The sequence below is a fragment of the Nonomuraea sp. NPDC001831 genome, assembly GCF_042892035.1.
Classification (GTDB): domain Bacteria; phylum Actinomycetota; class Actinomycetes; order Streptosporangiales; family Streptosporangiaceae; genus Nonomuraea.
Map to the genome: position 1 here is coordinate 648,830 of NZ_JBIATU010000003.1, position 25,081 is coordinate 673,910.

Below are 25,081 nucleotides of genomic sequence, written 5' to 3' on the forward strand. Positions count from 1 at the left end.
GTCCCCGGTGGTCCAACCTGGTGTCACCCGACTCCGCGGAAGGACCCACGCCGATGAGCACCACGCACATCCTCGACATCCCGGGCGGCCGCCTGCGCTACCACGTCCGCGGCAGCGGCCCGCTGCTGCTGCTCGTGGGCGCGCCGATGGAAGCCGCCCCCTTCGCTCCGCTGGCCGAGGAGCTGGCCGGCGAGCACACCGTCGTCACCCACGACCCGCGCGGCGTGGCCGGCAGCACGCTCGACGACCCCGGGCAGGACTCCACCCCCGACCTGCGGGCCGACGACGCGCTCGCGATCATGGACGCGCTCGGCGCCGGGTCGGCCGACGTGTTCGGCAGCAGCGGCGGCGCGGTCACCGGCCTCGCCCTGGTCACCCGCCACCCCACCCGCGTGCGCACCCTCGTCGCGCACGAGCCGCCCGTGCTGGAGCTGCTGCCCGACGCGGCCCAGCGCCGCGCCGAGGTGGACGACATGATCGAGACGTTCCACCGGGAGGGTCCGGGGGCGGCGTTCGGGAAGTTCATGGCCGCCGCGGGCTTCCAGCCCGGCGAGGAAGCCCCGGCCCCGCCGCCGAGCGAGTCGCCCGAGCAGGACCTGGCCGCCGCCGCCCACTTCTTCCTGCACGAGCTGCGCGGCACCACCCGCTACGTGCCCGACGTCGCGGCGCTGACGGCCGGGCCGGCCCGCGTCGTCGTGGGCGTCGGGGCCGACTCGGACGGCCTGCTCACCCATCGCACCTCGCAGGCGCTGGCCGGCCTGCTCGGCGCGCCGCCGGTGGTGTTCCCCGGCGAGCACACCGGCTTCGTCGACCGTCCGAAGGAGTTCGCCGACGTGCTGCGGGAGGTGCTGGCCCGCTGAGGCGGCGGGCTCCCGGTGGCGCGCTCCCGGTGGGAGGCTCAGCCGCCGGGGGTCAGGTTCGCCGGGAAGCCGCCGGTCGCGATCGGCCCCCAGCGGTCGATCGTGATCCGGATCAGCGACTTGTTCTGGCGGCGCATGGCCTGCCGGTACTCCTCCCAGTCGGGATGCTCGCCGGCGATGCACCGGTAGTAGTCCACCAGCGCGTCGAGGGCCTCGGGCATGTCCAGCACCTCGCCTCGCCCGTCCACCTGGACGTAGGGGCCGTCCCAGTCGTCGGACAGGACGCAGATCGAGACGCGCTCGTCGCGCCGCGCGTTCGCGGCCTTGGCGCGCCCGGGGTAGGTGGAGACCACGATCCGGCCCTCGTCGTCGACGCCGCACGAGACCGGCGAGAGCTGGGGACGCCCGTCGGCGCGGGTCGTCGAGAGCAGGCCGTGGTGCCGGGGGCGGAGGAAGTCGAGAAGTTCGGGCAGGTCGACGCGGCGGGCGGTCGCGATCCTGGGAGCCATGCGGGACGCCTTTCCTGTGCGGTGCCGGCTTCGATCCTGCCATCCGGCGCGGGCCCCGGCTTCCGGGGCCCGCCCAGACGGCCCTATGGTGTGGTTCGCCGGCATACGCCGGTACGTGCCCGAGGGGAGGGCGGAATGCCGGAAGTCCGTCCGCTCCGGCCGGGCGATCCCGACCGGATCGGCGACCACCGGCTGCTCGGCGTGCTCGGCTCGGGCGGCCAGGGGGTCGTCTACAAGGGCGTCGACGGCGCGGGCCGCGAGGTCGCGATCAAGCTGCTGCACAGCCACCTGACCCAGGACGACGACGTCACCCGGGGCCTGCTGCGCGAGGCCGAGGCGGCGCGCCGGGTGGCCGCGTTCTGCACGGCCGCCGTTCTGGACGTCGGGGTGGCCGACGGGCGGCCGTACATCGTGAGCGAGTACGTCGCGGGCGACACGCTGCAGAGGCTCGTCCGGGAGTCGGGGCCGCGCACGGGAGGCGCGCTGGACCGGCTGGCGATCTCCACGCTGACCGCGCTGGCCGCCATCCACGAGGCCGGGATCGTGCACCGCGACTTCAAGCCGGGCAACGTGCTGATGGGGCCCGAGGGGCCGATCGTCATCGACTTCGGCATCGCCAAGGCCCTGGGGGCGACGACGCAGGCCTCGGCGCCGATGGGGACGCCGGCGTACATGTCGCCCGAGCAGTTCGCGGGCGAGCGGGTCGGGCCGGCGTCCGACGTGTTCAGCTGGGCGGGGACGATGGTGTTCGCGGCCACCGGCCGTCCGCCGTACGCGGGTGAGACGGTCGCCGCGATCCTGCACAAGGTCATGAGCGGGGCGCCCGACCTGACGGGCGTGCCGGCCCGGCTGGTGGAGCCGATCCGGTCCTGCCTGGCCAAGGACCCCGCCGCCCGTCCCACGCCCGCCGGCCTGCTCCGCCACCTCATCAGCGCCCCCGGCTCCCCCGACCCGACCCCCCTCCCGAGCCCCCCACCCCCGCCGTACTCGGCGTCCGCGCCCGGCGTCCCCGACGCGGCCCACCTCCGTCCCCAGCACCCGGCGCATCCGGGGGTTGATGGCGGCCCGGACAGGCGCGAGGGAACCCCGGCGACGCCCCCTCCGCCCGGCGCCCCGATCCCCTCGCGCGGCCCTGGAGCGACCGCGCCGCCTGCTGGCGCCGGAGCCGGGGCGACGGCTCCGCCGCGCGGGCCTGGAGCGACGGTTCCACCCGCCGGGGCCGGAGCCGGTGGGACGGCCCATCCGTCCGGCGCCGGTGCGACGGTTCCGCCGCGCGGCCCTGGAGCGACGGTTCCGCCGTCCGGGGCCGGGGCGACGGGGCCGGCGTTTCATGGGGAGGCGACCAGGCCGGGCACGGATCGGCGGGTGAGCCGGCGGGCCGTGGTGGTCGGCGGTGCGACGGCCGCGGTGGCCGCGGCGGCGTCCGCCTTCCTGCTCCTGCGCCCCGCGAACGGCCTCGCCGACGACCCGTCCCCCCGTCCCACCGGCGACCCGACCGGCGCCCCTGCGACGGGCACGCCGACGGCGCCGGTCACGCCCACGACAGCCGCGACGAGCCCGGCGCCCAGCACGTCCCCCACCGGGTCCCCCACGGCGTCCACCACCGCCTCCCCCGCGGCCGAGCCGTTCGGCGCGCCCGTCAGGGAGCCGGTGGCGCTGCCCGCGGGCAGCGGGACGCCGGCCGTGCTGGCCGCCGCCGGCTCCACCGTCGTCTGCGGCACGTCCAAGGGCACGGTGCTCGTCTGGGACCTCGACCCGGCGTCCGCGCCCGTCCGCAGGCTCGGCGACGGCGGCGCCGCCGCGACCGCCGTGGCCTGCGGCGACGGCAAAGCCGCCACCGGGCACGGCGACGGCGCGATGCGGCTGTGGAACCCGGCGGGCGGCGCTCTCCGCACGAAGAAGGCGGCCGACCCGGTCATCGCCGTCACCACCGCCGGACGCGCGGTCGCCGTCACCCAGAAGTACGACAGCCTGAAGGATCTGCACAGCGTCGTCCGCCTGTGGGACCTGGCCACCGGCCGCCAGATCGGCCCCGCCGTCACCGACCACTTCCAGGGCGTCAACGGCCTGGCGTTCGGCCGCCTCGGCGACGACGAGGTGCTGGTCACCGGCGACGGCGCCAACCGCGTCCGGGTGCGCCGCCTGTCAGACGGAAAGGTGACACACACCTACAAGACCGGCGAGATCGGCGGCATCGAGCTGCTCGCCTGCGGCGAGCTGGACGGCCGTCCCGTCCTGGTCTCCACCCACCTCGACGCCACCCTGCGCGTCTACGACCTGGCGACCGGCAGGCGCAGGAAGAAGTGGGACTTCAGCCGCCGCAGCCCCGACGACCGGGGGGCGTCCGCGCTGGTCGTGGGCGCGCTCGGCGGCAGGCCCGTCGCGGTCGTCGCGCACACGCCGGGCGGCGGCGAGACGGTGGTCCGCGTCTGGAGCCTGACCGACGGCAAGGTCGTCGGGGAGCTGGGCCCAGGGCCGGGCGCCGAGGTGCGGGCCCTGGCGCTGGCCGAGCTGGAGGGCCGTCCCGTGGTCGTGGGCACCGGCGGCGACGCCCTGCTGAGCGCGTGGAGCCTCGGTTCCGCCTGACGCTCATCCAGGTTTAAGAATCGCGGCCTAGGGTTCGGGCTGTGCTCACGGACGAAGCGGTGAAGGAGCCCGTGCGGACGCGTCCGCGCCGGGTCTGGCGGCGGCGGCTGGCGACGGCGGTCGCGGTGCTGTTCGCGGCGGGGACGGCGGTCCGGCTCGGCGGCCTGGAATCGGGCGTCCTGCTGGTTCCGCTGGTGTCCTTCACGCCGTACTTCGGCGTGGCGGCGCTGCTGATGCTGGGGGTGGCGGCGCTGGTCCGCAGCAGGGCGGCGGTCGCGGTCATGCTGGCGGTGTGCGCGTGCCTGGCCTGGCTGGTGCTCCCGCGCGCCCTGGCCGGCGGTACGGACGCCGCGGCCGGCCGCCCGTTGCGGGTGCTGACCGCCAACCTCAACGGCGGCCGCGGCGACTCCCGCACGATCGTCGACCTGGTCCGCACGCTGAACGTGGACGTGCTCAGCCTCCAGGAGCTGACCTGGGCCGAACGCGACCGGCTGGCGGCGGCCGGGCTGGAGACGCTGCTGCCGTACCAGGTCACCAGGCCGGAGACGTGGGGGCCGGTCGGCAGCGGCGTGTACGCGCGCCACCCGCTGCGCGAGCGTACGGGCCTGTTCCAGCCGGTCGGGCACCACATGCCGGTCGTGGAGGCGGCGCTGCCCGGCGGCGCGGTGGAGGTGGTGGTCGTGCATCCGGTGGCGCCGGTGCCCTCGACGGTGCCGGAGTGGGAGGCGGGGGTCGGGACGCTGCCGCCCGCGCCGTCCACGGGCGCGCCGCGGATCCTGGCCGGGGACTTCAACGCCACGCTGGACCACGCCGTGTTCCGGCGGCTGCTGGGCACCGGCTACACCGACGCAGCGGCGGCCACCGGCAAGGGGCTGGTGCCCACGTGGCCGATGCGCCGGATCCCGCCGCTGGTGGCGATCGACCACGTGCTCACGGACGGGCGGGCCCGCGCGGTGGACGTGCGCATCCTCGACCTGCCCGGCTCCGACCACCGCGCCCTCTTCGCCGACCTCCGCGTCCGAAGCTGACAGGCCGCGCGTTCCGGACGGGCCGGGCGTTCCGGACGGGCCGCGCGTTCCCGACAGCCGGGCGTTCCGGACGGGCCGGGGCGGTGTCAGGCCAGCCAGGCCGCCGTGTCGCTGGGCAGGCGGTCGCCGTCCAGGGCGCCGCTGGCCAGCAGAACCGTGCCGTGGGCGGGCAGCGGCACCGGGTCGGCGCCCAGGTTGACCACGCAGGTCAGCCCGGACTCCCGGGTGAAGGCGAGCACGTCAGGCCCGAGGTCGAGCCAGGTGAGCGTGCCGTCGCCGAGCCGCTCGGCACGGATGCGCAGCCCGTCCCGGTAGAGGTTGAGCATCGAGCCCAGGTCGGCGGTCTGGGCCTCGACGGTGAGCTTGTTCCAGGCGTCCGGCTGCGGCAGCCACGGCGTGGCCGTGCCGAAGCCGAACGGCGGCTCGTCGCCCGACCACGGCAGCGGCACCCGGCACCCGTCGCGGCCCTTCACCGTGTGGTTCGAGCGCCGCCACATCGGGTCCTGGCGCAGCTCGTCGGGGATGTCGTCCACCTCCGGCAGACCCAGCTCCTCGCCCTGGTAGATGTAGACGCCGCCGGGCAGCGCCATGGCCAGCAGCGCCGCCGCGCGTGCCCGGCGGTAGCCGAGCTCCAGGTCGGAGGGGGCGCCGTCCCTGCGGTCGGCGTGGTCCCAGGAGGTGTCGGCGCGGCCGTACCGGGTGACGACGCGGGCGACGTCGTGGTTGGACAGCACCCAGGTGGGCGGGGCGCCGAGCGGGGCGTGGGTGGCGAGGGTCTGCTCGATCACCTGGCGCAGCCCGGCGGGCTCCCAGGGGCAGGCCAGGAACGGGAAGTTGAAGACGGTGTGCAGCTCGTCGGAGCGCAGGTAGCGGGCCAGGCGCTCCTGGTCGGGCAGCCAGACCTCGCCGACCAGGACGCGGCCGTCGTACTCGTCGGTGATCCGGCGCCAGCTGCGGTAGACGTCGTGGACCTCGTCGAGGTCCTCGTACGAGCCGGTCAGGCCGTCGGGCTTGGCGAGCAGGGCGGCCGAGTCGATGCGGATGCCGTCCACGCCGCGGTCGTACCAGAAGCGCAGCACGTCGTGGAACTCGCGGTGCACCTCCGGGTTGGTCCAGTTGAGGTCGGGCTGGCCGGGGTCGAACAGGTGCAGGTACCACTGGCCGTCGGGCACCTGGGTCCAGGCGGGGCCGCCGAAGATCGACTGCCACTCGCCGGGCTCGTCCCGGAACCAGAACCGGTCGCGCACGGACGGGTCGCGCAGCGCCTCCTGGAACCACGCGCTCGCGGTCGAGCTGTGGTTCGGCACGACGTCGATGATGATCCTGATGTTCAGCCCGTGCGCCTCGGCGATGAACTCCTCCGCCTCGGCCAGGGTGCCGAACACGGGATCGATGTCCCGGTAGTCGGCCACGTCGTACCCGCCGTCGGCCAGCGGCGACGGATACCAGGGGTTGAGCCAGATCGCGTTCACCCCGAGCGCCGACAGGTACGGCAAACGTGCCCGCAGCCCCGCCAGGTCGCCCACGCCGTCACCGTTGCCGTCGGCGAAGCTGCGCAGGTAGACCTGATAGATCGCGGCTCCCCGCCACCACGTTTCGGACATGCTGAAGACAACTCCTTGCCATAGGTGGAGGCACTCAGCCCTTGAGGCTGCCGGCGGTGAGTCCCGCCATGATGTGCCGCTGGAAGATGAAGAAGACGATGACGGTCGGGATGCTGGCGATCACCAGGCCGCCCATGACCTGGTCCTGCGACACGGCCCCGGCGGTCTGGGCCAGGCCCACGCTGAGCGTCATCTTCTCGCTGTCGCTCATGACGAGCAGCGGCCAGATGAAGTCCTTGAACGAGGTGACGATCGTGAAGATCGACGTCACGCCGAGGATCGGGCGGGAGACCGGCAGCACCACCGACCACAGGATGCGGAACGGGCCGCCGCCGTCGATCTGGGCGGCTTCGAGCAGCTCGCGGGGGATGGAGTCGAAGAACCTCTTGAGCAGGAAGATGTTGAACCCGTTGGCCGCGGCGGGCAGCCACAGGCCCCACGGGTTGTTCAGCAGGTCCCAGCCGAGGACCGGCACGTCGTGGATGGCGAGGTAGGTGGGGATGAGCACGACCATCGGCGGGATCATCAGCGTGGCCAGCATGGCGCCGAGGATGACGTTGCCGAACGCCGGACGCAGCTTCGACAGCGCGTACGCGGCGGCGACGTCGACGCACATGGTGATCAGCCAGCCGCCGCCGGCGTACAGGACGGTGTTCCTCAGCAGCGTGCCGATGTCGAACAGCTCCCACGACTCCAGGAACTTCCCGAAGTTCAGCTCCTTCGGGAAGAGCGTGGGCGGCACCTGGGCGAACTCCTCGGCCGACTTCAGCGCGCCGGTGATCATCCAGTACATCGGCAGGAGGAACACGACGGTGAACGTGACGACCGTCGCGACCAGGACCGTCCAGTAGATCCGCCGTCCCCACCGGCTGTTGAGCTGGTGCGGGGAGATGATCGTGCGGAACTGCACCTCGATGCGCCTGGGCGGCCGTCTCCTGTCCCGGCGTCCTGGCGCGGGCGGCGCGGCGGGGCGGCGCAGGGTGGCGTTCGACATGGTCAGCCCTTCTCCTCGCGGGTCAGCCGGAGCTGCACGGCGGCGAAGGCGAGCAGGACGACCATGAGCATCATCCCCAGCGCGCCGCCCGCGCCGTAGTCGCTGTAGGTGAACGCCTGCTGGAACATCAGGAAGACGACGGTGGCGGTGGCGTTCTCGGGGCCGCCGCCGGTGAGCAGGTACGGCTCGATGAAGACCTGCATGGTGGCGACGATCTGCAACATCAGCATGAGCAGCAGGATCAGCCGGGTCTGCGGGATCGTGATGTGCCTGATCCGCTTCCACACGCCGGCGCCGTCGAGCTCGGCGGCCTCGTACAGGTCGGGCGGGATGTTCTGCAGCGCGGCGAGATAGATCAGGGTGGCCGAGCCCATGTTCATCCAGGTCGAGACGAGCACCAGGCAGAGCAGCGCGGTGTCGGTCGAGTAGATCCAGTTGAGTCCGGGCAGCGAGAAGAAGCCGAGGATCTGGTTGAACAGGCCGACGTCGGGGTCGTAGAACCAGCGGAAGAGCAGCACCGCGACGGCCGGGGGCAGCATGACCGGCAGGTACACCACGAACCGCAGGTAGGCCCGGCAGTGGCGGAGCTCGTTGAGCAGGATCGCCACCGCGAACGGCAGCCCGTAGCCGAGCACCAGCGCGAGGACGGTGAACATGAGCGTGTTCAGCCACGCGGGCCCGAAGGCGGGGTCGGCGAAGGCGGCCCTGAAGTTGTCCAGCCCGACCCACTCCGGCTCGTTGACCAGGTCGGTCTTCTGGAAGCTGAGGATGAACTCCTGGACGATGGGATACCAGGAGAACAGGACGAAGCAGAACAGCGCCCCGACCATGAACCCGTAGGCCGTCAGGTTCCTCCGCAACGCCCGGCGCAACGGCGAGGGCGGCCTCGGCCGTCGCGCGGCTCCGGCGGTCGCAATGCTCATGGGGTGTCTCCGATCACCGACTCGACGTACCGGGGCGCCGGCGGGCGCGGCGCCCCGGTCTCACGTTCCGCTCAGCCCTTGCCGAGCATGGCGTTCGCCTTGGTCTCGGCGTCCGCGAGGAGCTGGTCGACATTGGCGTCCTCGCGGCTCAGCACGGCCGACATGGCGACGTCGAGGATGGCGTAGAGCTCCTGGGCGTGCGGCGGCTCCATCTTGGGCGGGATGGTGGCCGAGGCGTCGACGTACGGCTGGTAGTTCTCCACCGGCAGGGTGGCGCTGGCCTTGCGGGCGTCCTGGATGGCCTTGCCGGTGGGCGAGGCGCCGTAGACGTCGTTGTCGGGCACGCCGACCGGGTTGCCGAGCGACTTGCCGCGGGCGAAGTCGAAGCGGCCCTTGCCGACGGTGTTGAAGCGGAAGTTCACCCAGGCCAGACCGGCCTTGGCCTGCTCGGGCGTGGCCTTGGGGTTGACGAAGAACGCCTCGCCGCCGCTCAGCGACGCCTTGGCCTCGGGGAAGCCGGTGATGCCGTAGTCGGTGGCGGCGCCCTTGAACTTGTTGACCACGTCGGTGACGACGTCGGGGGCGCCGAGCATCATGCCGACCTTGCCCGAGCCCATGGCCTGCATGAGCGGTTCCCAGGCGTTGAACAGCTTGGCGCCGGTGCTCTTGTCCACCCAGCGCAGGTCCTTGAGGAACTGCAGCACGGCCTTGCCCGCGGGCGAGTTGAACGCGGCGGTCTTGCCGTCGGCCGAGACCATGTCGCCGCCACGGCCGTACAGGGCCTGGTTGAAGTGCCAGCCGCCGGTGTTGCCGCCGGAGTACTCGCCGTAGCCGATGACGCCGGCGCCGAGCGCGGCGATCTTCTTGGCGGCCTCGCGGACCTCGGCCCAGGTCTTGGGCGGGCTGTTGGGGTCGAGCCCGGCCTTGGTGAACAGCGCCCGGTTGTAGACCAGGCCGACGCTGTAGTGGACGTTGGGGACGCCGTAGACCTTGCCGTCCTTGGTGACCAGGTCGCGGACGTCCTGGCGCAGGTCGTTCCAGTTCTTGATCTCACCGGTGTACGGCGTGATGTCCAGGCCCTGTCCCTTGGCGATCACGTCGGCGTAGTTGGTGACCGGCACCACGAACACGGTCTCCATCTGGCCGCCGGCCAGCTTCGGGCCGAAGGTCTTGGGGTCGAAGCAGGGCTGCTGGTCGGTGCTCTTGACCGTCACGCCGGGGTTGGCCTTCATGAAGGCGGCCACGTCGTCGTCCCAGGCCTGCCGCTCCTTGGGGGCGGACTTCGCGGGCTGGCAGGCGACGGTGATGCTCACCTGCGCGGCGCCCGGGGCGCTGCCCCGCGCGTCGGGCTTGGTGTCGTCGCCACTGCCGCAGGCCGCGGCGCTCATGCTCAGGCCTGCCGCCACGAGCAGCCCCACAGTCCTGCGATAGTCCGATCTCTTCATCGATCTGACCCTTCCGAAGCTTGACGAAGCCGGGGGACGGTGAGGCGCCCCGCTGTGCGCTCACAATGGCAGATCCCTCAGATGTCCGCAATGTTTCGACATGGGATTGCAAGATAACGACTAGGTCACCGGAAGAGCTTCTCAGGACGAGCCGCGCACCCGCCCCGTCGAGGCCCTGACCACCAGCTCCGGGTCGAAGAGCAGCTCGTCGGCGGGCACCACGTGCTTGTCGATCTGGGCGATGAGCAGGTCGACCGCGGCCCGGCCCATGGCGTCGATCGGCTGGCGCACGGTGGTCAGCGGCGGGTCGGTGCAGTTCATCAGGGCCGAGTCGTCGAACCCGACCACCGAGACGTCCGCCGGCACCGACAGGCCGGCCCGGCGCACGGCCCGGACCGCGCCGAGCGCGAGCATGTCGCTGGCGCACACGATGCCGGTCACCCCCCTGGCCACCAGCCTGGCGGCCGCCGCGTGGCCGCCCTCCAGCGAGTACATGCTGTGCTCGACCAGCGCGGGATCGACCTGGCCCGCCACGGCGGCGAGCTTGCGCCGCGACGGCACGTGGTCGCGCGGCCCGAGCACCAGGCCCACCCGCTCGTGGCCGAGGCTGCGCAGGTGGCCGAGCGCGATCTCGGCGGCCACCACGTCGTCGGCCGACACCTGCGGGAACCCCAGGTGCTCGACGGCGGCGTTGACCAGGACGGTCGGCAGTCTGCGCTCGTAGAGCAGCCCGTAGTGCTCATGGGAGGCGTCGGCCTGGGCGTAGTGGCCGCCGGCGAAGACGACGCCGCTGACCTGCTGGGAGAGCAGGAGGCTGACGTAGTCGGCCTCGCTCACCCCCCCGACCGTGCGGGTGCACAGCACGGAGGTGAAGCCCTGCTGGGCCAGGGCGCCGCCGACGACCTCGGCGAACGCCGGGAAGATCGGGTTCTGCAGCTCGGGCAGCACCAGGCCGACCAGCCGGGCGCGGTCGCCGCGCAGCCGGGTGGGGCGCTCGTACCCGAGCACGTCGAGGGCCGTGAGCACGGCCTCCCTGGTGGCCTCCGACACGCCGGGCTTGCCGTTGAGCACCCGGCTCACGGTCGCCTCGCTCATGCCGACCTTCTTGGCCACGTCTCCGAGTCGTCGGGTCATGCGCAAACTATACGGCCAATCCCGCAAAGACTTGCAACAGCTTGCGCCCATCCTTGCGGGCGAGGTCCGCGATTTTCGCCGCTCCCGCAGGGCGCACGACCTGCTTCGTCCGTCAAGTCCGCGAAATCACGCGGCAGTCAAGTATTTGCGAAATGAAGTAGAAACATTGCGGATTTCTATGGGTCAACTTAAGGTGCGGGCAACCCTCCCAGCCCGACGAGAGGTGACACCCCCCATGAGACGCAAGCCCTCCCTCTTACGACCGCTCGCGGCGGCCGTGGCCGTCGCCCTGGCCCTGATCGGCTGGACGGCCCCACCGGCCGCGGCCGCGGGCCCCAACCTGGCGGCCGGGAAACCGGTCACGGTGAGCAGCACCACCGACGTCTACGGCGGCGGCAACGCCACCGACGGCGACCAGGCCACCTACTGGGAGAGCGCCAACAACGCCTTCCCCCAGTGGATCCAGGTGGACCTCGGCTCCGCCGTCAGCGTGAACGAGGTGGTCCTGAAGCTGCCCTCCACCTGGGAGCCCAGGACGCAGACGCTGACGGTGCAGGGCGGCACCGAAGGCTCGCCGCTCACGACGCTCTCGGCCTCGGCCGTGCGCACGTTCGCCCCGGCGGCGACGATCACCTTCACCGCGGCGACCGTCCGGTACGTCCGGGTGACCGTCACCGCCAACACCGGCTGGCCCGCCGCCCAGGTGTCGGAGTTCGAGGTGCGCGGCCCCGGCTCGGGCGACACCCAGCCGCCGTCCGCGCCCGGCGGCCTGGCCTACACCGAGCCGGTCGCCGGCCAGATCAGGCTGACCTGGACCGCCGCCACCGACAACGTGGGCGTGACCGGGTACGACGTCTACGCCAACAACGCGCTGCGCGGCAGCGTCGCCGGGAACGTGCTGACCTACACCGATGCCCAGCCCACCACGCTGACGGTCTCCTACCAGGTCAAGGCCAGGGACGCGGCGGGCAACCAGTCCCCGGCGAGCAACACCGTCACCCGCGCCGGCAGCGGCGGCGGCGGCTCCAACCTGGCCGCCGGCAAGCCCATCACCGCCTCCTCCTACGTGCACACCTACGTCGCCGCCAACGCCAACGACAACAGCGTGACGACGTACTGGGAGGGCGCGGGCGGCAGCTATCCCAACACGCTGACCGTGCAGCTCGGCGCGAACGCCGACGTCTCCTCGGTCGTGGTCAGGCTGGACCCGGCCGCCGTGTGGAGCACCCGCACCCAGACGTTCCAGGTGCTCGGCAGGGAGCAGGGCGCCTCGGGGTTCACGAGCCTGGTCTCCTCGGCGGCGTACACGTTCGACCCGGGCTCGGGCAACACGGTGACGGTGCCGGTCGGGGCGCGGGTGGCCGACGTGCGGCTCTCGTTCACCGCCAACACCGGGGCCCCGGCGGGGCAGGTGGCCGAGCTGCAGGTCATGGGCGTGCCCGCGCCGAACCCCGACCTGACCGTGACCTCGCTGTCCTGGTCGCCGCAGGCGCCGGTGGAGACCGACGCGGTCACGTTGTCGGCCGTGGTCAGGAACGCCGGCAACGCGGCGTCGGCCGCGACCGACGTCGCCTTCTCCCTCGGCGCCGGCAAGGTCGCCACAGCGAACGTGGGCGCGCTGGCCGCGGGCGCCTCGGCGACCGTGACCGCGAACATCGGCGCCCGGGAGGCCGGCAGCTACCCGGTCACCGCCAAGGCCGACGACGCCGGGACCGTCATCGAGCAGAACGAGTCCAACAACTCCCTCACCGGCCCGTCCCCGCTGGTCGTCAAGCCGGTGGACACCTCCGACCTGGTCGCCGCGCCGGTCTCCTGGACGCCGGGCAACCCGGCCGCCGGCAGCACGGTCGCCTTCTCGGTCGCGATCAGGAACCAGGGCACGGTGGCCTCGGCCGCCGGCGCGCACGGCGTCACGCTGACCGTCGCGAACGAGGCGGGCACGGTCGTCAGGACCCTGACCGGCGCCCACAGCGGCGCGATCGCGGCCGGCGCCACCACCGCCCCCGTGTCCCTGGGCACCTGGACGGCCGCGGGCGGCCGCTACACCGTGAAGACCGTCATCGCGACCGACGCCAACGAGCTGCCGGTCAAGCAGGCCAACAACACCAGCGTCCAGCAGCTCTTCGTCGGCCGCGGCGCGAACATGCCGTACGACATCTACGAGGCCGAGGACGGCGTGACCGGCGGCGGCGCGCAGGTCGTCGGCCCGAGCAGGGACGTCGGCACGGTGGCCGGCGAGGCGTCGGGCCGCCGCGCGGTGACGCTGAACCAGACCGGCTCCTACGTCGAGTGGACCACCAAGGCCGACACCAACACCCTGGTCACCCGCTTCTCCATCCCGGACGCCCCGGGCGGCGGCGGCACGAGCTCGACCCTGAACATCTACGTCAACGGCGCCTTCCACAAGGCCATCGACCTGACCTCGAAGTACGCCTGGCTGTACGGCGCGGAGGCGAGCCCCGGCAACTCGCCCGGCGCCGGCCCGGCCCGCCACATCTACGACGAGGCCAACGTCATGCTGAACGCCACGGTCCCCAAGGGCAGCAGGATCAGGCTGCAGAAGGACCCGGCCAACAACACGACCTACGCCGTCGACTTCGTCAGCCTGGAGCAGGTCTCGCCGGTCGCCAACCCCGACCCCGCGCACTACGCCGTGCCGGCCGGGTTCTCCCAGCAGGACGTGCAGAACGCCCTGGACAAGGCGCGCCAGGACGCCGGCCTGACCGGCGTCTACCTGCCCGCGGGCACGTACCAGACGACGGGCAAGTTCCAGGTGTACGGCAAGGCCGTCAAGGTGGTCGGCGCGGGCCCCTGGTACACCAGGTTCGTCTCGCCCGCGGGCCAGGACGGCACCGACGTCGGCTGGCGCACCGAGGCGTCGTCGAACGGCTCGACGTTCGCCGGGTTCGCCCACTTCGGCAACTACACCTCGCGCATCGACGGCCCCGGCAAGATCTTCGACCTGTCGAAGGTCTCGAACATCACGATCGACGACCTCTGGGTCGAGCACCAGATCTGCATGTTCTGGGGCACGAACGTCGACCACGTGACGATCAGGAACTCGCGCATCAGGAACACCTTCGCCGACGGCGCGAACTTCACCAACGGCAGCACGAACAACCTGATCACCAACGTCGAGACCCGGGCCACCGGCGACGACAGCTTCGCGCTGTTCGCGGCGATCGACAACGTCAACGCCGACCAGTCGGGCAACGTCTTCGAGAACATCACCTCGCTGCTGACCTGGCGGGCCGCGGGCGTCGCGGTGTACGGCGGCCAGAACAACGTCGTGCGCAACGCCTACATCGCCGACACCCTGGTCTACTCGGGCATCACGATCAGCTCGCTGGACTTCGGCATCCCGATGCGGGACTTCGGGCCGGGCCAGACGAAGTTCGAGAACATCTCGCTCGTCCGGGCCGGCGGGCACTTCTGGGGGCAGCAGACGTTCCCGGCGATGTGGATCTTCTCCGCCTCCAAGAAGTTCACCGCGATCCGGGTCACCGACGTGGACATCGTGGACCCGACCTACAGCGGGATCATGTTCCAGACCGCCTACTCCAGCCCGAGCACGCCGCTGAACCCGGTCACCGACACCGTGTTCACGAACGTGTCGATCTCGGGGGCGCGGCGCAGCGGCGACGCCTTCGACGCCAAGTCGGGCTTCGGCATCTGGGTCAACGAGCTGCCCGAGCCGGGGCAGGGCCCGGCGGTCGGCTCGGCCACGTTCGGCAATCTGCGGCTGAGCGGCAACGCGACCGACATCCGCAACACGACGAGCACGTTCACGCTCAATGTGAACTGAGCGCGTCCGGAGGCGCCGTCCGGGTCCGCGGGGCCCGGACGGCACGTCCGCGATATGACCCAAATGGTATGCAAGCTCCGTGGACAACTTTAAAGTTTCTTTACATAATCCGATGAACCCGCTGGTCGCGGGCCCGCGCTCGGGCGACGAAAGGGTTGTCCACCATGAAGCGAACGCGCCGTCTCCTCGTCGTGCTGCTGGCCTCCGTCCTGGCGGCACTGGGCGTCCTCGTCGTCCAGACCTCCGCCCAGGCGGCCAACCTCCTCACCAATCCGGACTTCGAGACCGGATCCCTGTCGCCGTGGTCGTGCACCGGCGGGCTGGGGTCGGTGGTCTCCACCCCGGTCCACTCCGGCACCAAGGCGCTGGCCGCGGCGGCCAGCGGGTCCGACACCGCGCAGTGCACCCAGTCGGTGTCGGTGCGGCCGAGCACGACGTACACGCTGAGCGCGTGGGTGCGCGGCAGCTACGTCTACCTCGGCGTGACCGGCGGCTCCTCGTCCTGGACGTCGTCGGCGGGGGCGTACACGCAGCTCACCGTGTCGTTCACGACCACCGCGAGCCAGAGCACCGCGGTCATCTTCCTGCACGGCTGGTACGGCCAGGGCACCTACTACGCCGACGACGTCAGCTTCGACGGCCCCGGCGGCACCGCCTCCCCCACGATCACCCCGACCGTCACCCCCACCGTCACGCCCACGGTGACGCCCACCGTCACCCCGACCGTGACGCCCACGGTGACGCCCACGGTGACGCCCACGGTCACGCCGACCGTGACGCCCACCGACACCACCTGCCCGACCAAGCCGCGGCCCGCGGGCAAGGTGATCCAGGGCTACTGGGAGAACTGGGACGGCGCGATCAACGGCGTGCACCCGCCGCTCGGCTGGATCCCGATCACCGACCCGCGCATCAAGGCGCACGGCTACAACGTGATCAACGCCGCGTTCCCCGTCATCCGCTCCGACGGCACCGTGCTGTGGGAGGACGGCATGGACGCCACCGTCAAGGTCGCCACCCCGGCCGAGATGTGCCAGGCCAAGGCCGCCGGCGCGACGATCCTCATGTCCATCGGCGGCGCGGCGGCCGGCATCGACCTCGGCTCCAGCGCCGTCGCCGACCGGTTCGTGGCGACCGTCGTGCCGATCCTGAAGAAGTACAACTTCGACGGCATCGACATCGACATCGAGACCGGCCTGACCGGCGGCGGCAGCATCACCCAGCTCTCCGCCTCGCAGTCGAACCTCATCCGGATCATCGACGGCGTGCTCGCCCAGATGCCGGCCGGGTTCGGCCTGACCATGGCGCCGGAGACGGCGTACGTGACGGGCGGCAGCGTGACGTACGGGTCGATCTGGGGCGCGTACCTGCCGATCATCAAGAAGTACGCCGACAACGGCCGCCTGTGGTGGCTGAACATGCAGTACTACAACGGCAGCATGTACGGCTGCTCCGGCGACTCCTACTCCGCCGGCACCGTGCAGGGCTTCACCGTGCAGACCACCTGCCTGAACAACGGCCTGACCATCCAGGGCACGACGATCACCGTGCCCTACGACAAGCAGGTGCCGGGCCTGCCCGCGCAGCCGGGCGCCGGCGGCGGGTACATGGCCCCCTCGCTGGTCTCGCAGGGCTGGAACGCCTTCAACGGCCAGCTCAAGGGCCTGATGACCTGGTCGATCAACTGGGACGGCTCGAAGGGCTGGACGTTCGGGGACAACGTCAAGGGCCTGCAGGGCCGCTAGGGACAGGACGCGGCGGCCTTCCGGCGCGCCAGGGGCGCCGGAAGCGCCGCCGTGTCCGCGAGATAACGCTTGGCTGTGAATCCGGCCCACTGGTTTGCCGCGTTTGCGGGGGCATGGAACGCTCTAGGCAAAAAGCGCCGAGGACCAGGTGGGGATTCAGGTGTCAACAGTAAGCGGGAGGGCGGCGGCGCGGCGTTCCGGCCGGTTGGCCACCTGCGTCATGGGGTTCGCCGCCATGGCGCTGCTCGCGGCCGGCTGCTCCCTCGGCGCCACCGCCGAGCAGGAGACCACCGGCGCCCAGCCGCCGCAGACGTCCTCGCCCGCCGCCACCGCCGAGGCGCTGAAGCCGCCGCCCGTGGACGCCGACTGGCCGCGCTGGGGCCTGACCCACACCGGCGTCAGCGCCAACAACATCACCCCGCGCCTGGAGCAGGACGTCGCCCGCGCGCTGTCGGAGACGCCGATGCTGCAGAACCAGCACATCATGGGCTTCGGGGCGCTCAACCCCGAGCCGCGGCGGGGCGAGTACTTCTGGGAGGACCTCGACAGCCGGACGAACTTCATGCGGGAGTCCGGCGGCATCGGCGTCATCACGCTGTGCTGCGCCCCCGACTGGATGAAGGGCGGCCCCGAGGGCCCGACCGAGGAGTCGGCCTGGAAGGAGCACCTGGAGGACGCGCCGTACCCGGAGCACTTCGACGACTTCGCCAAGCTGGCGGCGACCGTGGCCGAGCGCTACCGGGACGTGAAGTACTTCATGGTCTGGAACGAGTTCAAGGGCTTCTGGCGGGACCACGCCAAGCCCGCGGACTACAAGGGCTACACCGAGCTGTACAACAAGGTGTACGACGCGGTGAAGGCGGTCCGTCCGGACGCCAAGATCGGCGGCCCGTACCTGGGCTTCGACAGCGACAGCAAGGGCGACACCGAGCTGCGCGGCCCGTGGGGGGCGGTCAACCAGCACGCCCTCGACGCCTTCGAGTACTGGTTCAAGCACAAGAAGGGCGCCGACTTCGTCGTCGTGGACGGCGCCTCCCCCACCGAGACCCACGAGCTGCTGCCGGACGCGTTCGGCGCCCTGGGCAAGTTCGGCGCGATCACCAAGTGGCTGCGCGAGAAGACCGGCGACCTGCCGGTGTGGTGGTCGGAGTGGTACTTCGTGCCCGAGGACGGCACCGTCTGGGACGAGCCCATGCGGCTGGCCGTGCAGGCCGTCTCGATGATGGAGTTCGCCAGGAGCGGCGCGAGCACCGCCCTGTACTGGAACCCGCAGGCCAAGGACGGCGAGTGCCGGGCCTGCATGTGGGACCCGCGCACGGGCGCGCTGATGCCCACCGGCAAGCTGGTGAGCGACTTCACCCGCTGGTTCCCGGCGGGGGCCGAGCTGGAGCCGGTCACCTCCGCCGACCGGCGGGTGCGGGTGCTGGCCCAGCCCCGGCAGCTCCTCGCCGTCAACACCGCCGGCAAGCAGGTCACCACGACGGTCGACGGCAAGGAGCTGACGCTCAAGCCGTACGAGATCAGGTGGAGCGACCGCTAGCGCGGCGGTCACACGGGCGAGATGGCGGTCCGGTATGAGGGCCGCCATTGATCCGGCTGACTCGCCTTGACAAGATGCGCAAGATCCCCAGTAAATCCACCGAGGGAACTTGCGCATGTTGAAGCTCCGACCAGGGCTGAGCGCGCTCGTCGTGATCGCGTCGCTCAGCCTGACGACGCCGCCCTCGCAGGCGGCCCCGCGCGGCGCGCCCGCCTGCGCGCCCGGCACGACCGTCACCACCGACTCGGGCCAGGTGTGCGGGATCGCGGGCGAGGGCCTGCGCTCCTGGCTCGGCATCCCCTACGCCGCCCCGCCGGTCGGCGACCTGCGCTGGACGCCTGCGCGCCGGGCCACGCCCTGGCCCGGCGTGTTCTCCGGCACCGGGCGGGGCAGCCCGTGCCCGCAGGCCGAGCTGCTCGGCTCCCCCTCCGAGGACGAGGACTGCCTCAAGCTCAACGTCGCCGCCCCCGAAGGGGCGCGCGACCTGCCCGTCATGGTGGAGTTCCACGGCGGCGGCTTCCGGTACGGCGCCCCGTCCGACGGCTCCTACCTGGCGAAGGCCGGCGGCGTCGTGCACGTCGGCGTCGGCTACCGGCTGGGCGTCCTGGGCTTCCTGTCCCACCGGGCCTTCGGCCGGAACGCCGGCAACTACGCCCTGTCCGACCAGCAGGAGGCGCTGCGCTGGGTGCGGCGCAACATCGCCCGCTTCGGCGGCGACCCCGGCAACGTGACGATCTTCGGGGCCAGCGCCGGCGGGTCGAGCGTCTGCGCGCACACGGCGTCGCCGACCGCGAAGGGCCTGTTCGAGAAGGGCATCGTGCAGAGCGGCGAGTACAACTCGCTGCGCGGCGTGAACACCTTCTGGCAGCCGCAGGACTGCAAGGCCGAGCTGCCCACGCAGGCCGAGGCGCAGGCCCAGGCCGGCCGGTTCGCCGCCGCGCTCGGCTGCGAGCAGGCCGCCGACCCGGCCGCGTGCCTGCGGGCCAAGCCGGTCAAGGCGCTGCTCGACCAGTCCGGCGACGGGCTCGGCCCGGACCGCGGGACGATCGCCCCCATCGTGGACGGCCGCATCCTGACGATGTCGCCGTCCCGGGCGTTCGCCAGGGGCAAGGTCAACAAGGTCGCCCTCATGCACGGCGTCGGCCGCGACGAGGTCCAGCTCCCCGCCGCGAACACCCCGGACGAGTACGAGACCCTGGTCCGCCGGCAGTACGGCCCCCTCGCCCCCGAGGTGCTCGCCCGCTACCCGCTGGCCAGGTTCCCCGCTCCGGCGGCGTTCATCGCGTACCGGACGATCGTGGCCGACAGCAACTCGGTCTGCCCTGCGCTGCTCAACGACGAACGGCTGGCCGCGCACCTGCCGGTGTACGCCTTCCAGGTGGACAACACCGACGCGCCGCCGCTGTTCTTCCTCGACCGGACCAAGCCGAACGGCGCCTTCCACATCAGCGAGGCGCCCTTCCTGTACTCCGACGTCAAGGACCTGGACGCCAACCAGCGCTCCTTCGGCGCCCAGCTCGTCGCCCAGTGGACGGGCTTCGCCCGTACCGGCGACCCGACCGCGGAGGGGACCCCGCTGTGGCCCCGGTACACCCGCACCGACCCCGCCGTCATGTCCCTGGCCCCGGCCGGTGACAGCCAGGTGACGCGGGAGATCGCCAGGCAGCACCAGTGCGCGTTCTGGAACAAGGAGGCGACCTCATGATCCGGCTGCTGACCGCGCTCTGCCTCGCGCTGCTGCAGGGCCCGGCGCCCGCGCAGGCGGCGACCGGCGGCGACTGGCCCATGTGGCAGCAGGGCCCGCTGGGCTGGCGGCACAACGCGGCAGAACGCGCGATCAACCCGCGCACGGTCGGCGGCCTCGCGCTGAAGTGGGCCTTCGCCTATCCCAAGGAGGCCGGCACGCCGCGCAGCCAGCCCGCCGTCGTGGGCGACACCGTGTACTTCGGCTCCCCCGAAGGCAAGCTGTACGCCAGGGACGCCGCCACCGGCGCCGCCCGCTGGGAGTTCGACCTGGCCACCGTCGGCACCGGCCGCACCCAGGTGCAGGACGGCCCGGCCGTGGCCAGGGGCAAGGTCTACTTCGGCGACGTGCGCGGCTGGTTCTACGCCGTGGACCAGCGCACCGGCCGGCTGGCCTGGGCCCGCCGGCTCGACGACACCGTCACGGCGATCGTGACCAGCTCGCCCCTGGTCTTCGGCGACCGCGTCTACGTCGGCGTCTCCAGCGGCGAGAACATCCTCGGCAAGGAGCACGCCTGCTGCACCTTCCGCGGCCACCTCGACGCCATGGACGCCGACACCGGCCGCCCGGTCTGGCGCTTCGACACCGTCCCGAAGGCCCGCCAGGACGGCACCTGGCCCAACGGCGTCCCCCGGTACGCCCCCTCGGGCGGCGGCGTGTGGAGCTCCCCGGCCCTCGACCCGCTCACCCGCACCCTGTACGTCGGCACCGGCCAGAACTACACCGGCAGCGCCGGCCACTACGACTCGGTGCTGGCGCTGGACATCGACACCGGCCGGCCGCGCTGGACCCGGCGGATGACCGACGTGGACACCTGGCGGCTGGAGTGCTCGCTGCCCACCCCCGAGGACCGCGAGTACTGCCCGAACCTCCCCGACGGCACCGCGCTCGACTTCGACCTCGGGGCCGCGCCCAACCTGTTCAGGGCGGGCGGGCGCGCCCTGGTCGGCATCGGGCAGAAGGCGGGCGTGTACCACGTGCTCGACGCGCGTACCGGGAAGATCGTCTGGCAGCGGCAGCTGTCCAAGCCGATGCCCGGCGGCGGCCTGTCCGGCGTCCAGTGGGGCACCTCCTTCGACGGGCAGCGCCTGTACGTGGCCACGTACATGGCCCAGCCCGGCACCCTGTTCGCCCTCGACCCGGCGACCGGGCACCTGCTGTGGGAGACGCCCAACCCGGCCGACGGCTGCGCCACCGGCGGCGCGGCCCAGTACCCGAACGTCTGCCGCCTCGGCCACACCCCGGCCGTCTCCAGCACGCCCGGCCTGGTCTGGGAGGGCAGCATGGACGGCAAGATGCGGGCCTACTCGGCGCGCACCGGCGAGGTCGTGTGGGCCTACGACACCATGCAGGAGGTGCCGGGCGTCAACGGCCTGACCGGGCGCGGCGGGGCCGTCTCGGGCGGCGGCGGGGCCGTGGTGTCGCACGGCATGCTGTTCGTCCAGTCGGGGTACTCCTTCACGCCGTACCCGAACCCGTACGGGTCGGTGTTCCTGGCCTTCAGCCTTCCGTAGGCGCCGCCGGGGCGGTCGAGCCGCGCACCACCAGCTCGGTCGCCAGCTCGACGTGGTGGGAGTCGATCCGCTCGCCGGCCGCCAGCCGCAGCGCGGTGCGCAGGGCCGCCCGGCCCATCTCGCGCAGCGGCTGGCGCACGGTGGTGAGCTGCGGCGAGGCCATCCGGGCGATCTGGGTGTCGTCGAAGCCGACGATGCTCAGGTCCTCCGGGATGCGCAGGCCGCGCGACCTGGCGGCCTCCATGACCCCGAGCGCGATCTCGTCGCAGCCGGCGAAGATCGCGGTCGGGGGCTCCGGCAGGTCGAGCACGCTCGCGCCGTTGACCAGGCCGTCCTGGTAGTGGAAGTGGGCGGTGCGCACGTAACCGGGCGGCTCGGGCGCGCCGGCCGCCTCCAGCGCCGCGCGGTAGCCGTGCAGGCGGGCCTGGTTGCAGGCCGAGGTCGGCGGGCCGCCGATGTAGGCGATGCGGCGGTGGCCCAGGGACAGCAGGTGCTGGGTGGCGGTCAGGCCGCCGGCGAAGTTCGTCGAGCCGACGCTGGTCACGCTGGTGGTCGGCAGGTTGAGCGGGTCGATCACGACCAGCGGCAGCCGGGCCCGCGTCAGCGCCCCGAGCTGCGCGCCGGTCAGCTCGCTGGTCACCACGATGAGCGCCCGCCGCCCGGCGGCGACCAGGTCGCGCGCCCAGCCGCCGGTGCGCTGGTGGCTCTTCCTGATGCTGACCACGACCGACGTCTCCAGCTCGTCGCCGGCCTCGATCGCGCCGTGGATGATCTCGGTGGAGTAGGCGTTGAGGTCGTCGTCGAACTGCACCTCGACCGTGGCGGGGCCGCCCGCCTCGCCGCGGCGCGGCGTGGCGGGCACGTAGTCGTGCTGCTGGAGCAGCGACTGCACCAGCGAACGGGTCGCCGGGGCCACGTCGCTGCGGCCGTTGAGCACCTTGGAGACGGTGGCGACGGACACGCCGGCCGAGGCCGCGACGGTGGCCAGCGTGGCGCGCCTAGGAGCCGGCATCTGTTCCTCCTCGGATCTCCACGGGTGTGACCAGCCGCCTGCCCGCGCCGGCGGGCCGCGCCGGGCCGGTCAGCCGGACCACGCCGCGGCACGGCAGGTCGGCGGCGGACGTGCCGACGAGCACCTCGACGTCTCCCGGCTCCACGACCCGCCGCAGGTCGCGCCCGGTGAAGGCGGTCCTGTCGGTGTGGACGAGGAAGGAGACCCGCCTGCTCTCGCCCGGTTCGAGGCGCACCCTGGCGAAGCCGGTGAGCTGCTTCACCGGCCTGGTGACCTGGGCGAGGACGTCGTGCAGGTAGAGCTGCACGACCTCGTCGCCCGCCCGGCCGCCGGTGTTGGCGACGCGGACCGAGACGGTGAACTCGCCGTCGGTCGGCACCTCGGCGGCGCTGATTCGCAGGTCGCCGACCTCGAAGGTGGTGTAGGAGCGGCCGTGCCCGAAGGGGAACAGCGGGGTGGGATCGAGGTTGCTGATGCCCTTGCTGTCGGCTCCGAGCGGGGGCTGCAGGTAGGTGCCCGGCTGCCCGCCAGAGTGGCGGGGTATCTGCACGGGAAGCTTGCCTCCAGGCTGGACACGACCGCTCAGTATACCGGCGATCGCCCCGCCGCCCTCCTCTCCCGGCATGAACGCCTGGACCAGCCCGGCGGCTCCGTCGTGCACCTCGCCCAGCGCGTACGGGCGGCCGGAGACGACCACCACGACGACCGGCGTGCCCGTCGCGAACAGCTCGGCCAGCAGGTCGGCCTGGAGGCCGGGCAGCCGCAGGTCCTCGGCGTCGCAACCCTCGCCCGACGTGCCCTGGCCGAACAGGCCGGCCAGGTCGCCCACGACCGCGACGCACAGGTCGGCCGCGCGGGCGGCGGCGGCCGCCGCGGCGAACCCGGACCGGTCGCCGCCCTGGACCGCGCAGCCCGGCTCGTGCACGATCTCGGCGCCGGGCAGCTCGGCGCGCAGCGCGTCCAGCACGGTCGGGGCCTCGACGCCGAGCCCGAGCCCGGGGTAGCGGGGCAGCACGTGGTTGGGGAAGGCGTAGCAGCCCATGAACGTGCGCGGGTCGTCGGCGCACGGGCCGACGACGGCGATCCGGCCGAGGTCCGCGCGCAGCGGCAGCGCGGTCCCGGCGTCCAGCAGCACGATCGAGCGTTCGGCCAGCTCGCGGGCGAGCGCGCGGTTGGCGGCCGAGTCCAGCTCGACGTCCCGCGCGCCGGCGACCGAGCCCTCCGGCGTCCAGCCGGGGTCGAGCAGGCCGAGCTGCACCTTCTGGGTGAGCAGCCGGCGCGCGGCGCGGTCGATCAGCGACTCGGGCAGCTCGCCCCGGCGCACCCGCTCGACCAGGTGGGCGCCGAAGCCGAGGGTGTCGGGCAGCTCGACGTCCACGCCGGCGGCCAGCGCCTGCGCGCCCGCGTCCGCCGGATCGGCGGCGACCTGGTGCATGGTCGCCAGGAACGGGACCGCCCAGTAGTCGGACACGACGGTGCCGGTGAACCCCCACTCCTCGCGCAGCAGCTCGGTCAGCAGCCAGGAGTCGACGGCGGCGGGCACGCCGTCCACGTCGGAGTAGGAGTTCATCACCGAGCGGGCGCCGCCCAGGGTGATCGCCGCCTCGAACGGCGGCAGGATCATGTCCATCAGCTCGCGGCGGCCCATCGGGACCGGGCCGTGGTTGCGGGCGGCCCGCGAGGCCGAGTACCCGGCGAAGTGCTTGAGCGTGGCGATCACGCCGGCGCTCTCCAGGCCGCGCACGTACGCCGCGCCGAGCATCGAGACGAGGTACGGGTCCTCCCCCATCGTCTCCTCGACCCGGCCCCACCGGTAGTCGCGGACCACGTCGAGCACCGGGGACAGGCCCTGGTGGGCGCCCACGGCGCGCATGTCCCGCCCGATGGCCGCGGCCATGCGCTCGACCAGGCCGGGGTCGAAGGTGGCGGCCCAGGCGATGGCCGCCGGGTAGACGGTGGCGCCGTAGGTGGTGAAACCGGTCAGGCATTCCTCGTGCACGAGGGCGGGGATGCCCAGCCTGGACAGCCCGACGACCTCGCGTTGCAGCCGCACCACCTCGGCGGCGCCCTCGGCCACCGTCACCGGGACGCTGCCGAACACCCGGGTCAGGTGGCCGAGCCCGTGCCGGGCGGCCTCGCCCAGGGGCACGGTGCCGGAGGCGGCGAAAACGTCCTGCATGGGGGCCACGTTGTGGGTGCCCGTGCCGTCCGGGTCGGGGGCGGGGGCGGCCTCCTCGTGCGCCATGTCGTTGCCCACCCACCGGCTGCCGAGCTGGGCGACCTTCTCCTCCAGCGTCAACTCCTGAAGGAGGGCCTCGACGCGCTCGGCCACGGGAAGCGCCGGGTCCAGCCACGGACCGAGGACCCGATCCGCGGGGGTCCGATCTAGAGCCGTCATGAACTGCACTCCTTCAAGAGTTTCTGCCGCAAAATTTCGAAATGTTTCGGAGCTGGCCTGCCACCTGCACAATGCCGCAACTGGCGCAGAATAGCCAGCTAGATGCCCGCGCGAGATTACTACACAGGCCCGGCCGGCGCCCAGATCCGGTTTCCGGGACAGGGTCTTGACAGGGTAATGGTCGAAATCTAGATTGACGTGCCGCGCGGTCATGTCGCAAATGTTTCGACTAGTTCACTC

At 72.4% G+C, this 25,081-nt stretch carries 16 protein-coding genes; 8 read left to right on the forward strand and 8 right to left on the reverse strand.

Annotated features, from left to right (window positions below; translation table 11 throughout):
• Positions 1-53: 53 nt before the first annotated feature.
• Positions 54-860 carry an alpha/beta fold hydrolase gene (locus ACFYYW_RS13750; protein ID WP_387648323.1) on the forward strand — a complete coding sequence of 269 codons (807 nt, stop codon included), beginning with the start codon at positions 54-56 and terminating at the stop codon, positions 858-860.
• Positions 861-898: 38 nt separating this feature from the next.
• Here ACFYYW_RS13750 and ACFYYW_RS13755 read toward each other — a convergent pair whose 3' ends face one another.
• On the reverse strand, positions 899-1,369 hold the full coding sequence (locus ACFYYW_RS13755) for a PPOX class F420-dependent oxidoreductase (protein WP_352328161.1): 471 nt from the start codon (positions 1,367-1,369) through the stop codon (positions 899-901).
• Between the two features lie 135 nt (positions 1,370-1,504).
• Between ACFYYW_RS13755 and ACFYYW_RS13760 the strand changes: the two genes are divergently transcribed.
• Entirely contained in the window at positions 1,505-3,955 is a 2,451-nt protein-coding gene (locus tag ACFYYW_RS13760; RefSeq protein WP_387648325.1) for a WD40 repeat domain-containing serine/threonine protein kinase, read from the forward strand.
• 41 nt (positions 3,956-3,996) lie between these two features.
• Positions 3,997-4,983, forward strand: a complete 987-nt coding sequence (locus ACFYYW_RS13765; RefSeq protein WP_387648328.1) for an endonuclease/exonuclease/phosphatase family protein — start codon at positions 3,997-3,999, stop codon at positions 4,981-4,983.
• A gap of 86 nt (positions 4,984-5,069) precedes the next feature.
• Here the strand turns inward: ACFYYW_RS13765 and ACFYYW_RS13770 are convergent, their stop codons facing one another.
• From ACFYYW_RS13770 to ACFYYW_RS13790, 5 genes are all read right to left on the reverse strand, one after another.
• The gene (locus tag ACFYYW_RS13770; RefSeq protein ID WP_387648331.1) at positions 5,070-6,587 is read right to left on the reverse strand and encodes a glycoside hydrolase family 13 protein; all 1,518 of its coding nucleotides are present in this window, start codon (positions 6,585-6,587) and stop codon (positions 5,070-5,072) included.
• A 34-nt stretch (positions 6,588-6,621) separates the two neighbouring features.
• Entirely contained in the window at positions 6,622-7,581 is a 960-nt protein-coding gene (locus ACFYYW_RS13775) for a carbohydrate ABC transporter permease (RefSeq protein ID WP_387648334.1), read from the reverse strand.
• Between the two features lie 2 nt (positions 7,582-7,583).
• Entirely contained in the window at positions 7,584-8,504 is a 921-nt protein-coding gene (locus tag ACFYYW_RS13780) for a sugar ABC transporter permease (protein WP_352325894.1), read from the reverse strand.
• Positions 8,505-8,575: 71 nt separating this feature from the next.
• Positions 8,576-9,949, reverse strand: coding sequence for an ABC transporter substrate-binding protein (locus ACFYYW_RS13785; RefSeq protein WP_387648338.1), 1,374 nt, complete (start codon positions 9,947-9,949; stop codon positions 8,576-8,578).
• Between the two features lie 141 nt (positions 9,950-10,090).
• A complete protein-coding gene (locus ACFYYW_RS13790) occupies positions 10,091-11,083 on the reverse strand; it encodes a LacI family DNA-binding transcriptional regulator (protein WP_387648341.1) in 993 nt (330 codons plus the stop codon).
• Positions 11,084-11,318: 235 nt separating this feature from the next.
• Between ACFYYW_RS13790 and ACFYYW_RS13795 the strand changes: the two genes are divergently transcribed.
• From ACFYYW_RS13795 to ACFYYW_RS13815, 5 genes are all read left to right on the forward strand, one after another.
• A complete protein-coding gene (locus ACFYYW_RS13795) occupies positions 11,319-14,888 on the forward strand; it encodes a discoidin domain-containing protein (protein ID WP_387648344.1) in 3,570 nt (1,189 codons plus the stop codon).
• A gap of 164 nt (positions 14,889-15,052) precedes the next feature.
• Positions 15,053-16,633 carry a carbohydrate binding domain-containing protein gene (locus ACFYYW_RS13800; protein WP_352325889.1) on the forward strand — a complete coding sequence of 527 codons (1,581 nt, stop codon included), beginning with the start codon at positions 15,053-15,055 and terminating at the stop codon, positions 16,631-16,633.
• Positions 16,634-16,793: 160 nt separating this feature from the next.
• Positions 16,794-18,173, forward strand: a complete 1,380-nt coding sequence (locus tag ACFYYW_RS13805; protein WP_387648347.1) for a xylan 1,4-beta-xylosidase — start codon at positions 16,794-16,796, stop codon at positions 18,171-18,173.
• A 115-nt stretch (positions 18,174-18,288) separates the two neighbouring features.
• Complete coding sequence (locus ACFYYW_RS13810) at positions 18,289-19,878, forward strand: carboxylesterase/lipase family protein (protein WP_387648350.1); 1,590 nt, start codon at positions 18,289-18,291, stop codon at positions 19,876-19,878.
• Complete coding sequence (locus ACFYYW_RS13815) at positions 19,875-21,431, forward strand: PQQ-binding-like beta-propeller repeat protein (protein WP_387648352.1); 1,557 nt, start codon at positions 19,875-19,877, stop codon at positions 21,429-21,431. The genes ACFYYW_RS13810 and ACFYYW_RS13815 overlap by 4 nt, the downstream gene beginning before the upstream one ends.
• Here ACFYYW_RS13815 and ACFYYW_RS13820 read toward each other — a convergent pair.
• Both ACFYYW_RS13820 and ACFYYW_RS13825 read right to left on the reverse strand, forming a co-directional pair.
• Positions 21,418-22,443 (reverse strand): substrate-binding domain-containing protein, encoded by a 1,026-nt coding sequence (locus ACFYYW_RS13820; RefSeq protein ID WP_364336868.1) that lies wholly within the window; start codon positions 22,441-22,443, stop codon positions 21,418-21,420. The two genes, ACFYYW_RS13815 and ACFYYW_RS13820, sit on opposite strands and share 14 nt — an antisense overlap.
• Positions 22,430-24,841: a glycoside hydrolase family 3 N-terminal domain-containing protein gene (locus tag ACFYYW_RS13825; protein ID WP_387648355.1), complete on the reverse strand. Its 2,412-nt coding sequence runs from the start codon at positions 24,839-24,841 to the stop codon at positions 22,430-22,432. Before ACFYYW_RS13825 ends, ACFYYW_RS13820 begins: the two co-directional genes overlap by 14 nt.
• Positions 24,842-25,081: the final 240 nt, after the last annotated feature.

What these genes read in the sequence shown, in the direction of transcription:
- ACFYYW_RS13760 (WP_387648325.1), top strand. Translation starts at nt 1,505, where the DNA reads ATGCCGGAAGTCCGTCCGCTCCGGCCGGGCGATCCCGACCGGATCGGC.
- ACFYYW_RS13780 (WP_352325894.1), bottom strand. Translation starts at nt 8,504, where the DNA reads ATGAGCATTGCGACCGCCGGAGCCGCGCGACGGCCGAGGCCGCCCTCG.
- ACFYYW_RS13750 (WP_387648323.1), top strand. Translation starts at nt 54, where the DNA reads ATGAGCACCACGCACATCCTCGACATCCCGGGCGGCCGCCTGCGCTAC.
- ACFYYW_RS13820 (WP_364336868.1), bottom strand. Translation starts at nt 22,443, where the DNA reads ATGCCGGCTCCTAGGCGCGCCACGCTGGCCACCGTCGCGGCCTCGGCC.
- ACFYYW_RS13795 (WP_387648344.1), top strand. Translation starts at nt 11,319, where the DNA reads ATGAGACGCAAGCCCTCCCTCTTACGACCGCTCGCGGCGGCCGTGGCC.
- ACFYYW_RS13775 (WP_387648334.1), bottom strand. Translation starts at nt 7,581, where the DNA reads ATGTCGAACGCCACCCTGCGCCGCCCCGCCGCGCCGCCCGCGCCAGGA.
- ACFYYW_RS13810 (WP_387648350.1), top strand. Translation starts at nt 18,289, where the DNA reads ATGTTGAAGCTCCGACCAGGGCTGAGCGCGCTCGTCGTGATCGCGTCG.
- ACFYYW_RS13785 (WP_387648338.1), bottom strand. Translation starts at nt 9,949, where the DNA reads ATGAAGAGATCGGACTATCGCAGGACTGTGGGGCTGCTCGTGGCGGCA.
- ACFYYW_RS13770 (WP_387648331.1), bottom strand. Translation starts at nt 6,587, where the DNA reads ATGTCCGAAACGTGGTGGCGGGGAGCCGCGATCTATCAGGTCTACCTG.
- ACFYYW_RS13790 (WP_387648341.1), bottom strand. Translation starts at nt 11,083, where the DNA reads ATGACCCGACGACTCGGAGACGTGGCCAAGAAGGTCGGCATGAGCGAG.
- ACFYYW_RS13825 (WP_387648355.1), bottom strand. Translation starts at nt 24,841, where the DNA reads ATGACGGCTCTAGATCGGACCCCCGCGGATCGGGTCCTCGGTCCGTGG.
- ACFYYW_RS13755 (WP_352328161.1), bottom strand. Translation starts at nt 1,369, where the DNA reads ATGGCTCCCAGGATCGCGACCGCCCGCCGCGTCGACCTGCCCGAACTT.
- ACFYYW_RS13800 (WP_352325889.1), top strand. Translation starts at nt 15,053, where the DNA reads ATGAAGCGAACGCGCCGTCTCCTCGTCGTGCTGCTGGCCTCCGTCCTG.
- ACFYYW_RS13815 (WP_387648352.1), top strand. Translation starts at nt 19,875, where the DNA reads ATGATCCGGCTGCTGACCGCGCTCTGCCTCGCGCTGCTGCAGGGCCCG.